Annotated in this window: 13 protein-coding genes and 1 tRNA gene; 2 read left to right on the forward strand and 12 right to left on the reverse strand. The window is 33.8% G+C overall.

Annotated features, from left to right (window positions below):
- Window positions 1–8 precede the first annotated feature (8 nt).
- Window positions 9–926 (forward strand): DUF2935 domain-containing protein, encoded by a 918-nt coding sequence (locus H8718_RS08275; protein ID WP_249332548.1) that lies wholly within the window; start codon window positions 9–11, stop codon window positions 924–926.
- A gap of 145 nt (window positions 927–1,071) precedes the next feature.
- Here H8718_RS08275 and H8718_RS08280 read toward each other — a convergent pair whose 3' ends face one another.
- From H8718_RS08280 to H8718_RS08290, 3 genes are read right to left on the reverse strand one after another with little or no spacing between them, the layout of a single operon-like run.
- Window positions 1,072–2,154 (reverse strand): Gfo/Idh/MocA family protein, encoded by a 1,083-nt coding sequence (locus H8718_RS08280; protein WP_249332549.1) that lies wholly within the window; start codon window positions 2,152–2,154, stop codon window positions 1,072–1,074.
- A 12-nt stretch (window positions 2,155–2,166) separates the two neighbouring features.
- The gene (locus H8718_RS08285; RefSeq protein ID WP_249332550.1) at window positions 2,167–2,889 is read right to left on the reverse strand and encodes a ThuA domain-containing protein; all 723 of its coding nucleotides are present in this window, start codon (window positions 2,887–2,889) and stop codon (window positions 2,167–2,169) included.
- Between the two features lie 11 nt (window positions 2,890–2,900).
- On the reverse strand, window positions 2,901–3,989 hold the full coding sequence (locus tag H8718_RS08290; RefSeq protein ID WP_249332551.1) for a Gfo/Idh/MocA family protein: 1,089 nt from the start codon (window positions 3,987–3,989) through the stop codon (window positions 2,901–2,903).
- Between the two features lie 116 nt (window positions 3,990–4,105).
- On the opposite strand from H8718_RS08290, the gene H8718_RS08295 reads away from it, so the two are divergent.
- The gene (locus tag H8718_RS08295) at window positions 4,106–4,909 is read left to right on the forward strand and encodes a helix-turn-helix domain-containing protein (protein ID WP_249332552.1); all 804 of its coding nucleotides are present in this window, start codon (window positions 4,106–4,108) and stop codon (window positions 4,907–4,909) included.
- Window positions 4,910–4,956: 47 nt separating this feature from the next.
- On the opposite strand, the gene H8718_RS08300 is transcribed toward H8718_RS08295, so the two are convergent.
- The 9 genes from H8718_RS08300 to H8718_RS08340 form a co-directional block, all read right to left on the reverse strand.
- A tRNA-Ala gene (locus tag H8718_RS08300) sits at window positions 4,957–5,029 on the reverse strand.
- A gap of 87 nt (window positions 5,030–5,116) precedes the next feature.
- The gene (locus H8718_RS08305; RefSeq protein WP_249332553.1) at window positions 5,117–5,290 is read right to left on the reverse strand and encodes a hypothetical protein; all 174 of its coding nucleotides are present in this window, start codon (window positions 5,288–5,290) and stop codon (window positions 5,117–5,119) included.
- A gap of 42 nt (window positions 5,291–5,332) precedes the next feature.
- The gene (locus H8718_RS08310; RefSeq protein WP_249332554.1) at window positions 5,333–6,163 is read right to left on the reverse strand and encodes a hypothetical protein; all 831 of its coding nucleotides are present in this window, start codon (window positions 6,161–6,163) and stop codon (window positions 5,333–5,335) included.
- Window positions 6,164–6,451: 288 nt separating this feature from the next.
- Complete coding sequence (locus H8718_RS08315) at window positions 6,452–7,912, reverse strand: sulfatase-like hydrolase/transferase (RefSeq protein ID WP_249332555.1); 1,461 nt, start codon at window positions 7,910–7,912, stop codon at window positions 6,452–6,454.
- A 132-nt stretch (window positions 7,913–8,044) separates the two neighbouring features.
- Window positions 8,045–9,019 carry a substrate-binding domain-containing protein gene (locus H8718_RS08320; protein WP_177671569.1) on the reverse strand — a complete coding sequence of 325 codons (975 nt, stop codon included), beginning with the start codon at window positions 9,017–9,019 and terminating at the stop codon, window positions 8,045–8,047.
- Complete coding sequence (locus tag H8718_RS08325; protein ID WP_249332556.1) at window positions 8,994–10,775, reverse strand: cache domain-containing sensor histidine kinase; 1,782 nt, start codon at window positions 10,773–10,775, stop codon at window positions 8,994–8,996. The genes H8718_RS08320 and H8718_RS08325 overlap by 26 nt, the downstream gene beginning before the upstream one ends.
- Window positions 10,772–12,361: a response regulator gene (locus H8718_RS08330; protein WP_249332557.1), complete on the reverse strand. Its 1,590-nt coding sequence runs from the start codon at window positions 12,359–12,361 to the stop codon at window positions 10,772–10,774. The genes H8718_RS08325 and H8718_RS08330 overlap by 4 nt, the downstream gene beginning before the upstream one ends.
- A gap of 267 nt (window positions 12,362–12,628) precedes the next feature.
- The gene (gene fucU / locus H8718_RS08335) at window positions 12,629–13,060 is read right to left on the reverse strand and encodes an L-fucose mutarotase (protein WP_177671572.1); all 432 of its coding nucleotides are present in this window, start codon (window positions 13,058–13,060) and stop codon (window positions 12,629–12,631) included.
- Window positions 13,061–13,386: 326 nt separating this feature from the next.
- Window positions 13,387–13,941, reverse strand: coding sequence for a BMC domain-containing protein (locus tag H8718_RS08340; RefSeq protein ID WP_249332558.1), 555 nt, complete (start codon window positions 13,939–13,941; stop codon window positions 13,387–13,389).
- Window positions 13,942–13,944 lie beyond the last annotated feature (3 nt).

Below are 13,944 nucleotides of genomic sequence, written 5' to 3' on the forward strand. Positions count from 1 at the left end.
GATAAAATATGTTGTCTGATCAATGTTTTATAAAACAATCTTTAAATATTAACCTATTCTTTTTGAGAATTATGAAAGAACATGCCTTTTTTTTAGAAACATCTATACTTGAGAAAAATGCTGACCTACAACAAGAGGCAAGGAACTTTCAAGAAATTTTTAGTGACCTTCTTGTAAGAACTATCAATCTGGCTTGTGGCGTAGTTGATTTGCGACCTGATGCCCTCACAGAACATACCTTAGATGCTGAAAAAATGTCTGAACGTCTAACCGGAGTACCTATAGATACAAGTATAACGAGATTAGAAATGGAACTTTCATGTTGCCGGGATGATAATCAATTTAATCAATCATTAGTTGAAGATATTTTTGAACTAAATTGCAATGCTATTGAAGCTACTAAGGCAATTTGTGCCTTTAAATCTAACGCTTTAAAAGCGGTTTTAGAGTGTAAACTTTATACTACTGCCTATCCTTTATTAATAGATCATATTAGAAGAGAAGCTAAACTCTTTATGTCTCTATTAGTAGAATTACAAAAAAGAGAAGATATCGATATAATTGAAGATGCACTTAATCAAGAACCTTTCTGGAACAGAATAATGGCCGAACATTCTAAGTTTTTAAGAGGACTATTAGATCCTACTGAAGATAATTTAATTGAAACTGCCAATGATTTTGCAAATGAATTTGATGAATTAAGAAGGGAAGCTTTAGCTGCATCTGATAGAGCTTGTATGCTTCAAAATGTTACAGAGGACAGTTTAGAAGCAACTAAGAGACTTAGAAACTTTAAAGACCAGGCAACTGAAGGTTTATTAGCCTGTGAAATTAGCTCTATTGCACTACCATTATTAGCAGATCACATACTAAGGGAAGCTAATCACTACCTCATCTTATTGCATAAATATGATGCAAATCTATAAAATAAGTTACAGGTTTATTTAGAATTATGATATTTAAACTTCAATAAAATTTTCCACTATAAAAATACTTGTATAAAAAACTCATATCCAATCGGATATGAGTTTTCGCAATTTTTTCAGAAACTTATTGTATAGCCCTTTGTCATTATTTATTCATTGGTAATAACTCAAATACTGATTCTATAGTCACATGTTCTCCCATGTTTGCACTTCTTTCAAATCCTGTCATTACCTCTAGTACATGATAGGTTAAGTTACTACTCGTTTTTGCCTTTTCTCCTTTTCTAAGTGCCTGTGCCATCTCAAAAAGCCCAAGTCCTCTGCTATTATCTACATAATCAAATACTATTGGAAACTCTAAAAATTCACCTTTACTTGGGCGATACAACCTTATAGGACCTCCAAAAGTATTAGGATCAGGTACAGATAATGTCCCTTCTGAACCATAAATTTCAATGTGTGGTACTTCTGCTTTGTACACATCAAAGGTTGTAAAAATGGTTCCTATTACACCACTCTCAAAAGCCATCATGCCTGTTACATAAGTTGGTACATCTACATCAATAATCTCCCCACAATGAGGCTGGCTTGTAATTTTTCTTTGTGGGAAAGAAATCTTTGTCATTCCAGAAACCTGCTTGATACCTCCTAATAAATTTACAAGTGCTGAGATATAATAAGGCCCCATATCCATCATTGGTCCACCACCATGTTTATAATAAAATTCTGGGTCTGGATGCCAAGATTCATGCCCTCTACATACCATAAAGGCTGATGCACCTACTGGCATGCCTATATAGCCATCTTCAATGAGTTTACGACAAGTTTGAATTCCCCCACCTAAAAATGTATCAGGCGCACCACCTATTCTTAAGTTTTGCTCTTCGGCAATCTTTACAAGTTCTTTCCCCTCTTCGAACGTAGCACCTAGAGGTTTTTCAGAATAAACATGCTTTCCTGCTAGCAGTGCTGCTTTAGATACCTCAAAATGCTCATAAGGACGTGTTAAATTCAATACGAGTTCTATACTTTCATCTGCAAAAAGGTCATACATGGTCTCGTATAACTTTGGAATGTTATACTTTTCCACTGCTCTTTCTGCTTTTTCTCTTACTAAATCACATACACCTACTATCTCTATGGCGTCTTTAAATCTTTTAGTTAAATTATCTAGATAAATACCGCTAATGTCTCCGATCCCTACAATTCCTATCCTTACGCGCTCCATCCCTTATTCCCCCTAATACATCTTTGCATTATTTTCGAATCGTTTCGTGGTAAGGTTCTGCTTAACAGCTATACCCTTACCCTCTGCTGCCCATAGCATCCCTCGTAGCATCATCTCTTGCGCTTCTGGTGCATGATCAAATACATTATCTTGATGTCCTAATGAAGTATAAAATACTCTTCCATTTCCCCAATATTTAATCCATGCAACAGGCATATCTATAGGCTTATTGGCGCTATGATAATAATTAACTAATGGAAACTTTGTTGTGGCTAATATCTCTATAGCTGGGTCAACATGTAAGTAGTAATGTTCACTTTTCACTTTGAAATCTTCTATTCCCTCTACGATGTCATGTGATCCTTTACAAATATTAACAGTGTATTCTATACCATCTCCTCCTGGATGGCTTACCCATTGCCCTCCAGTTATAAACTGCCATTCGGTATCTTGTCTAAAGGCATCACACATGCCCCCATGACATCCAGCAAGTCCTACCCCACTTCCAACAGCTTGAGATATATTTTGCACATATTCATGTTTAATTTCACCCATCGTCCAGCAAGAAATAATTAAGTCTAAAGTTTTAAGATAATTTACATCAGCTAGACAGTCTAAATGATCATAGATTTCTACTTCAAATCCTTCTTGACGCAATAAAGCCGCAAAACGCTTTGAAACTAAATCAGGCTGGTGACCATCCCATCCACCTTGAAAAATCAATACTTTTTTCATACTTTTCCCCCTTATATACGACAAGCTATGCCGCATCCTCTTGCTTGTGCTTCAAAAATGATATCAATAACCTTCATCACTCTTAACACCTCTTCTGGCTTAACAATAAGCTCTTCCTGCCCCTCTAGGACACCTACTATATTCTTATAATAGTTCGCCCAGTCTACACTTACTTCTGGCAATGCCATCTCTTTTGTTGTATGCTTTGGTCTAGGTGCCATGGTTCTTGTAGGCCCTGCACTTGTATAAACAATCTCATCTTCCCATTCCATTTCACTATCTTCTTTAATCGTTACAATCTTTCCATTTCCATCCCAATCTTCTATAATGGCTGAGCCCTCTACACCACACACATGCCAGCGTGGCTGAGTAACTAAACAATTCATGGCAACCTCAACTAAGGCAGTGATACCACTCTCAAATCTTAGAAGGACATCAAAGTGATCATCTACTTCAGGTGCAAAAATATTATGTAAGTGTGCCTCCACTGAAATTACTTCTTCTGGGAACATCCATAAGAGCTGATCAATCATGTGTACTCCCCAGTCTAGTACCATACCTCCACCATTTACTTTATATCCACGCCAGCCATGTAAGGCACGCCTAGAACCTTGAACTCTACTCTCAATACGATAGAATTTGCCTATTAAATTTTGGTCATAAATTGCTTTCATTATCCGATAATCTTTATCCCATCTTCTATTTTGATGAATAGAAAATAGTTTTTGTTCTTGTTTACTAACCTCTATAATTTCTTCTAACTCTTTTGCATTCATGGCTACAGGTTTTTCACATACAACATGTTTACCTGCTTTAAGACAAGCTATAGCATAGTCTTTATGAAAATTATTAGGCGTTGCAATTGTCACTATGTCAACAGTCTTATCCTTTAACAACTCCTCCACACTTTTATAGGCTCTTAGTCCTTTTTCACTGGCTTTTTGCAACATTTCTTCTCTAATGTCATAGGCACCTACAACCTCTATTTCCGGTAAACTTTTTCTAATATTCTCATGATGCCATCCACCCATACCACCATATCCGATAATAGCTAATTTATAACGCATCGCACATTCCCCTTTAATTAAATTTGAGTTCATTCTAGCACTCCTAATTAAAAATTTCATGCCACATACAATAAAATTCACGCCATATATTGCTATATTCTTTAGGCTATAAGATAATAAAGTAAAATACTTGAAAGGCGAGTGTATCAATGAAAACTTTATCCTATCCCAAAGGTTTTTATGAGTTTTTTTCCAATCAAGAATCTCATATAATTCGCTCAGAGTATGTTCAAAATCTTACTTTTTTACCTCATATGCATATACAAATCGAACTACTCTATATCGTTAATGGAAGTATTCTCATTCAAATAGATAATAACAAGCAATTACTCTCTTCTGGCTCTATTGCATTTATTCCACCTCATAAGATCCACTCTTTTCATACAGAAAAAAACAGTCTTTGTATTTTAACTATCTTTGATCCTATTTTGATACCTGAAATAGATTACCTGCTAAAAAAAAGTACGCCTTCTCACCCTTTTATTTCAGATGTCCCTCATCTACTTAGCCTTAAGCACTACTTTCAAGCACTCACTCAATCATCTTCTAATAGTTTACTTAGTAAAGGTTATCTCTCTATTATTTTAGCTTCTATTCTCAATGAACTAAGTTTTATTGACACAAATACTCAACATAACCATACAATTCAAACAATCTTAGACCATATTTATATGCATTATCAAGAGCAAATTTCTCTTGATACCATTGCTACTCATCTAGGAATTTCTAAATTTTATATTTCTCATCTCTTTAATACACAGATTGGTTGTAGCGTACCTAATTACATCAATTACCTACGTATCAACCTTGCAAAGCAATTACTCTTTACAGATAAAAACATTACAGAAATTGCTTATGAATGTGGGTTTGAAAGCTTAAGAAGTTTCTATCGTGCCTTTACAACAGTTTGTAACACGACACCTCGTCAATACATAAAAGAACACCAAGAATAAAAATAACCCTCGAACCTAGTTATTTCTAAGTTCGAGGGTTTTATTAATGGAGATGAGGGGAATCGAACCCCCCACCTCTTGAATGCCATTCAAGCGCTCTCCCAAGTGAGCTACATCCCCTTTTTACTTTTATTATAGTAAAAATTTTCTAATTTTAAAAGTATTTATTTTAACTTTTACTTTACCGGCCTTCTCCCTTATTAACCCCTATTCTTCTCCATCATCACTACACGGACAAATACTGTGCATTAAAAGTGCTAACTCTTCTTTTAACAGCGTATCACAGTACTTTTCGAAATGCTCCTCTGAACAAAAATAGCCTATTTTATGATTATAGCCTTTATCTTCGATAGGCTGATTACAATACATACATTTTTTCATCTAGTCTTTCCTCTCTTTGATCAAGATTTCCTAATAACTCTTCTAAGCTTCTACTTTATCATTCCACTGAACCTGACTTGGCATCATATTATTATCCTGTAAATAGGTATAAATACTATTCTCATAGGCTTCTAATACTTTGCCACTCATCTTACCATATTTCCATTTTATACTTTGTGTACAAAAAACGTATTTGACTCCTTTATAATAACATTCATCTACCTGAGTAGAACCTTGCTCATAGACATTTTTTACATTTTGCCCTATCTTTTTAAACTTCTTCTTAATAAAGCTACTTGCACTTCCATATCCAAAACATACAATCTTTGGATTATAATACTCTACCTGTTTTAAGAATAATTGAAAAATCTTATCGCTTAATTTTTTATTCTTTAGTATAACATCTTGAATTGGTTTAGAATTTGTGCATTTAAAATATAAAAGATCTGCAAAAAGTACATAGTTAGAAGAATTCTGCCTATGTTCATAAAGATACTCTTTAATTTCCTCTTCTAAAGTATATTTCTCAATGTATTTATTAAGATAATCCTCCTTCTCCCACATCATACTATGCCCTTTAAAAAGTTCATAACGTGGTTTATAGTAGGTCTGATGTGTATATTTCTTGTTATCCTTAATCCATTTGAAAGTCTTATCATTCTCTGGCGCATTAATCCACTTTAAAAAATTAATATCAGGATCCTCATACTCTCCTATACTAATAGAAGGATTAAGCCCCATAACCAATACACTTTTTTCTCCCTCCTCTAACTCTACTTTTATAAGTTCACGATTTCTATCACCTGTATAACCATCATCATTGATCGCTTGAATATCTAATTTTATAATGTCTTGATTGATTTCATTGGACAAATCTTGTATTTCTTGAAAAATTTTTTTTGCACATATATTAACTCCCTTATATAATTCATCTGTAATTAGGCTTTTAGTTATATTATATGATAATATTAAACTATATCAAATATAAAATATTTTAAAATAAAAGGTTGAGTCTTCATTTCAAAACTCAACCTTTTATTTTATACTCTATTCTATTTTATACTCTATTCTATTTTATACGTATTCGAAGTTCTATGGAGTATCAAACCATTTGAAGACGAAGCAAAGTGTTGCACTTGCTAAAGCTGTATAACCTACTCTTTATTCAGTAATCCATTTAATGGTTTCCCATACTTCTACGCCGTTATTCTTTTGAGGTATACCTGGCATACTTCGGCCTTCTTTTACATACTTAGTTAAAAGTTCTTTAAGTTCCTTAACTACTTCAGGATGCTGCTCATAAATATTATGTTGCTCCTTTATATCCACTTCTAAGTCATAGAGCTGAACATGTGGGAGCTGCCTTTCTACTTCCGAATTAGGGACTGGATAGCTCCATCCTCCAGACCCTTTACACATCTCTAGCTTATACTTACCTTTACGAATAGATAAAGACCCATCAATACTTTGGTGAACAAGGGCCTCTCTTGTATACTGATCTTGTCCTTTCCATAACCCTAGTTCACTTACACTATCTTCTCCCATATTATCTGGCAATATAACACCTAGTAAATCTGCCATAGTAGCCATGAAATCAGCAAGACAAACTGTCTCATTACATTGACTTCCTGCTTTAATAACTTCTGGCCATTTGATAAGAAGCGGGATACGATGGCCCCCTTCATAAATATCTGCCTTATGACCTCTAAAGATATAGCTTGGATTATGTCCTTTTTCCGCTAGCTCCTTATAATCTGCTGACGGCGAACATCCATTATCTGATGTATAGATAATAATCGTATTTTCTTCTAATCCACATGCTTTTACTTTCTCCATTACCTTACCTACCATGGCATCACACATCATAACAAAGTCACCATATTCATTAGTCCCCGATTTACCTATCCATTCCTTGGTAGGTAAAATAGGTGTATGTGGTGCAGGTAATGGGAAGTAAATAAAGAATGGTTCTTCTTTATGTTCCTCTATAGTCTGTACAACTTTATCTGTAAGATGTGGCAGCACTTGTTCATGTTTAAAGTTTGGCGCTGTAGGCCCTTCTCTCCAAAAACGCTTACCAGAATCACTTGTAACCTTAGTAGGCAATTCTACTACTTTATTATTTTCAATATAAACATATGGTGGCATATCTAAAGATGCACTAATCCCATAATAATAATCAAATCCAAAATCAACAGGCCCATTTTTAATAATTCCTGTATAATCTACATTTTCTACTACCCCAAAGTCTGGTACACTTTTAAATTCCCCATGACATGGCCAGTCCATTCCCAAGTGCCATTTACCAATACAAGCAGTATAATAACCTGAGTCCGATAAAAGATTAGCTACAGTTTGTCTACCATCTTCTATAAGATGAGGTGTATAACCTCCTATTACACCTGTTTTAAGTCTTGAACGCCAATTATAACGTCCTGTTAATATGCCATATCTTGAAGGTGTACATACAGCTGAAGTTGCATGTGCATCTGTAAAACTCATGCCCTCCTCTCCTAGCTGATCAAAATACCTTGTCTTAAATGGGCATTTTTCATTGAGATAAGAAATATCTCCATAGCCCATGTCATCTGCTAATATATAGATAATATTAGGTTTTTTCATGTCAATTCCCCCAATAACTTTATTCAATATCTCCTTCTTATTTTAACTTATTATGATATACACTTCTATAAATTTATAAATTATTATTAATAATTGTTTTAATTTTAAATTGTTAATTTAACACAATAAATTTTATCTAATAATAGGATATAAAAGTTTTTGATTTTCTGTATCATAAAGGGTATCCGCTGTAATCAGTTTATAACCCGTGTCTGTGTCTTGCTCTACTTTTTTACCATCAAACAAATCAACTGCAACTTTTACTCCTAGGTATCCCATATTAAAAGGTTTCTGCACCAGTATAGCCTCTATTATGCCTTTTTCTAAAGCTTCTATAATAACATTTGAACTATCAAAACCTACTACTTTAATTTTCTTACTTAATCCTAACTCTTCAATTGCTAGACAAATCCCCTCTGTCATGTATTGATTAGCTCCTACAATTCCTTTAAGATTAGGGTATTGTTTTATAATCTCCTTTGCCTTCTTATACGCACTTTCAGTAGTCCCTTCTGTATAAACTGTAGGTAATTGCTTCACCTTAGCCTGCCCAGCCATAACTAAGTCATAGCCTTGTTCCCTTTCATTAGCTGTACTTGCCCCCTGTACAAAGTTAAGCATGATAACTTCACCTTTATTGTTAATACTTTCTAAAAGATAATGGGTCAACTCTTGTGCCGCAGCTACATTATCTGTAGCTACAATCTCTGTCTGTCCTACCACACTAGAGTCTACACTCACTAAAGTAATCCCCTTTTTCTTAGCATTTTCCACACTAAGTGCTAATCTTTCCTTATCTGCCGCTGCTAGCAATATAATATCTGCACCTTCTTCTATTTTGCTATTCATAATTTCAACCTGCTTATCAACATCTTTTTCTTCTAAAGGCCCCACATATTCAAAGGGTATTTCTTCTTCTTTAGCTGCAAGTTGTGCTCCCATTCGGATGGTCTCCCAAAAAACATACTCACTCTGTATAGATTTAGAGACGAGCACAATTTTATTTGGCTTTTTAGAAGACTGATAGCTACTATATCCTATAAAAATAAGTATTCCTATACTAACACCTACTATAAACCATTTAATAATTTGTTCTATTTTTTTCATTCCATTCCCCTATTTCTATCACCGGTATTGTAATCCTTACCTTAGTCCATTTACCATATTCACTTTCATAACTTAGTCCATAATCCTGTCCAAAATACACCTGTATGCGTTCATGAACATTCTTAATAGCTACACCACCTTTTGTAATAGATGTAGAGCTTGGCGCTTTAAGGATATTTTTAATTTGTTCACGAGACATGCCTTTTCCATTATCATAAACTTCTAGAATAATATTATTTCCCTCTCTAAATCCCAAAACTCTAATATACCCCCCTTCTTCTAAATCCTTAATACCGTGATAGAGAGCATTTTCTACCAATGGCTGTAACACAATTTTTACTATCATCTCATCAAAGATATCAGGTGATACTTCAATCGTATAAGTTAATTTACTAGCATAACGTATTTTTTGAATCTGTAGATAATGCTTAACATGTTCTACTTCTTCATAAATAGTAATAACCTCTTTACCTTTGCTTAAACTTAATCTAAAGTACCTTGCAAGTGCTGCTGTCATCTGTACAACTTTCTCACATTCCTCTCTTTCTCCTAACCAAATAATAGTATCTAAAGAGTTATATAAAAAATGAGGATTTATTTGAGATTGCAGTACCTTTAATTCGCTTTTCCTTAGTTTCTTCTGATTATCTTCTACTTGTTCTATAAGCCCCTCAATCTTATATACCATCTCTTTAAAAGAAGCGGTAAGACATTGTATCTCTTCTGTGTCACTTTGTGTATCTATCTCTACACCTAATTTACCTAGTTCTATTTCTTGCATATGCTCTGTAAGTTCTCTAATAGGTTTTGCTGTTTGACTTACAATGCGTTTGGAAATAAGAAAAGCTACAACCAAGGCAAGTAGTGTCAATATAATAAGCGGAATAATAATTTCTTGCTTTGATACAAGTAACTCTCCAATATAGGATACGCCAACTACTCGCCATCCTACTTCCTTCAGGCTATGTACTGTTACAAGACGTTTATCCTCTAGAACCTCTGTAAAACTACCTTCTTCCTGTTGCATAACACGTGCTAAATCTTCTTGCAAAATTCCTGAATAAATAAGCTGCTGCTTAGGGTGATAAATCATCTCTTGCCCCTGACCTACAATATAGACATATCCCTTTTCCCCTAATTGGATATCATTACACATGTCCGTTAAATTTTTATAGCTCATATCAATCAGTACAATACCTAGGATCTTATTTTCTTCCATAATGGCAGCACTTAAAGAAAATACCCATTTCCCCTCATTTTTAAGATAATTTTGCGTATGAGAAGCTGAAATTACAGGCTTTCCTTGTGCCTCTACTGCTTTTGTATACCACTCCATTTGTTTCACATCGATATAGTCTTTAATAGCATTTGAGGCACTATCTGTAAGAACTAATCCATTTTCTCCAAAAATATTAATACTTACCACGCCATTACTACTTCCTCTATTCCTCATCTCTTCAAGGAAATAACTTTTTCGTACAGCTTTTTGATTAAGCGGTTCCTTAAGTTGGTTAATTAAACTCGTATCTTGACTTGAAATCATCCACATAACCTCTCGCATATGATCGATATAGGATTCTATATTTCTACCAAGCTGTTTAACAATCTCATATGCATACACATGCGTGTCTTTTTCTACTATTTCTGACATTTTATAAATAAAAAATATATCTAGCATAATAACAATAATCATAATTAAAGAAAAAAAATAGGTCATCAGTTTACTCTGTAACCTATAAGACTTTTTATTTTTCATTTTCTCTCTCGTTCTCCACTTATTTTTCTATATTCTGATGGACTTTGCCCTACTGCTTTTTTAAAAGTACTACTAAAATAATGAGGATCTGCATATCCTACTGCCTCTGAAATCTCATATGTTCTAAGTGGTGTATATTTTAAAAGCCTCTTTGCTTTTTCGATTCTATACTCAGTAAGATATTGTACAAAGGTCACTCCTACTTCCCTTTTAAAGATATTACTAAAATGACTGGCACTAATATGTACACTATCACATACCATTTTCATAGATAAATCAGGCATATTATAGTTTTCTTCTATAAATCCTAAAATATTTTTTATATGCACTTTATTAGGTTTAGCTTGATCATTAATATAATTCATACATCGTTCGTAAAGTCCCTTAATCCATATTTGCATATCGGATAATGTCTTAAAGTTTTTAATCTCTTCTGTTAAATTAATACCCTCAGAAAATATTTCTGTAATACTTGGATCAATTTCCATAAACTTTTTAAATAAAGCACATGCAAGATTCCCCCAAAGTTCCTCTATATCTTTTACAGCCATCTTTCTTTTTCTAACTTCATTGGCTATTTTATTAATCACCTGCTCGAAAGCCTCTTTTTGTTCAATACTCTTTATCACTTCACTCTCCCACTGTACCCACTGTGCAAAGTGTACCTTAGTGACTTCATAAGGCTTGCTGTTCTCAATAATCTTATTAGTTCCTTGAAAGAACCTACTCAGCAACGCATAATAAGCCGTTTGATAAGATGTGCTAATTTCTTCTATTTGATTAACTAAAATGCCTACCCCTATAGTTACCGTAATACCTATTAATTCTGTTATAGCACACTTAATATACCGAATTGCCTCATCATACTTATCTTTAGGGTTTTCCTTTTCATCTGTAAAATAGAGAACTGCATTACATTCTTCTAGTTCAAAAAGTATTCCCCACTTTTTATTCACCACCATTTCACTTACAATGTTTTGTATTGCAAAATAGGTGAGTTCCTTGTTTTCAATCTGATTATCTGCATCTATTAAAAAAATACCATAAAAAGCTTTATTATAAGGTATATTAGCTTTAATGCATTTTTTAGCAATCATACTACTTTCAATTTCAGTGAAAACAAGTTCTTCTAAAAGTTTTTGCTGAATAAGTGGTATAGATTGTTCTATTTTATTGAGTACATCTGCTTCTTTTCGAATCTGTTCTCTTTCTTCATCTAATTTCCCCACTATTGCATAAAGGAGGTTGACCATTTCAGACTTTGTAACAGGCTTTAAAATATAATCTTGTACACCCATTCTTAAAGCTTGTCTTGCATAGTGGAATTCATCATACCCACTAATTAATATAATTTTAATTAATGGATAATTCTTGGTTAAAATATGCGCTAAGTCCAACCCATTTAACCTAGGCATATTAATATCTAATAACACGATGTCCGGTAACATTTCTTGTATGAGGAGTAAGCCTTTTTCTCCATCCTCTGCTGTCCCAATGAGTTCAAGTCCTAATTCTTCCCATGGAATAAGATCTTTCATTCCATCTCTAACTACGGCTTCATCGTCTATAAGTGCAATCTTATACATAATTCCACCCATACCTTTCTACTCATTCTCTCTTTGTTTCCGTTTTAGTACACTTAGTTAAATTAAATAAATTTATTCAATATATTTTTAACTTATTGTATATAATTATATATTATTTTTATTTATAGGTCAAAATTATTTTTATTTTCATATAATAATAACTTAATTAAAACTCTTTATTGGCATCATTAAAACCATGTTATTTCCTACATAATAAAAGAGGTGAAAACTAGAAAATTCGTTTTCACCTCTTTTATTAATCCTATATTAATCTACAACCACTCCTTTTTTAAGGATAATATTAGCATACAAAGCACTCTCACTTGTTGAAACAATAGCATAAGCTTTTTTGGCTCTTTCATAAAAATCAAAGCGTTCAATAAACTCAATTTTAGCTTCTTTACCATCATAAGCGGCTATAACTTGCTTATATTCATCCCAAATGGTAGGGACTACAGTGTCTCCAGGCACTACAGACATAAGGCCTACAGAATGCTGCGCATAGGTGTCTAATGGAAAGAAAGGAAGTATAGCTTCTAAAAGTTCTGTTACAGTATGACCATCACATCTTACTAACCTTTTTGCATAAGCTGCAGAAGGAAAATTCCCATCAGCAAATACAATCTCATCTCCATGACCCATTTCCATCATAATCTTCATAAGTTCTGGCGTAATAATTGGCGGTATTTTCTTTAACATAAATTCACCCTCACCTTAACATTTTTTATAAAGTTGTCCAAAATTTTTGGACGAAATACTTTTTCTTCTGGCACGCTGTGCATAGCCACTGGAATTCTAAGCATTGATGCTAATGGAATAAGATCTGCACCAATATGTTCATAGCTAATTGCACCCTCCTAGTTTAATAAAGCCTTGTTAATTCTATTATTAAAACTGGTTTTATTATACCAATATAAGTTTCTAAATACTGGGTATTTTTTTATGTAAAAAGTTTATTATTTTGCACTCATTAGATAGCTGTATAAAAATAAGGAGGAATTTTCATCCTTCCTTATTTCCTCTCCTTAAAGCATTTCCCATAATACCGGGTCTGGACTTGGAATAACTGCACTATGTAAGAATAGCCCTTCTTCTACAAGAATCGATTCTGCTTTTTTCATGGAGGCCTCTACTGCGGCGATTTCTCCTGCAAAAATAGCATAAGATTTACCTGTCATCCCCCTTGCAAGCCTTAACTCAATAAGCCTTACAGGACTCGTTTTCACAATTTCATCTGCTACACCTACCATAGAAGCTACAGCATAACCTTCTAAAATACCTATAGCAGCTAGATTTTCTTTATCACAGGTTCCATAAATAGCTGCGAATAAACTTTGATCTGGATTGCCTAATAGATAAGAATCTACAAGCACTTCATCAAAAGGTGCTATTCTACCTACTTTGACTGCTGCTTCTACAGAAGATAGCTTACCTGTAAACATGACAAGATATTTCCCTGGACATACTGCCTGCATCATCATCATCCGTATATCAGCCGCCTTTAGCATACTATCAGCCGCTTTCATACCGATAGCTACTGATCTATATTCCATAATCCCTAATGATTTATATTCATCCACCTA

The sequence above is a fragment of the Zhenhengia yiwuensis genome, from assembly GCF_014384995.1.
Taxonomy (GTDB): domain Bacteria; phylum Bacillota; class Clostridia; order Lachnospirales; family Cellulosilyticaceae; genus Zhenhengia; species Zhenhengia yiwuensis.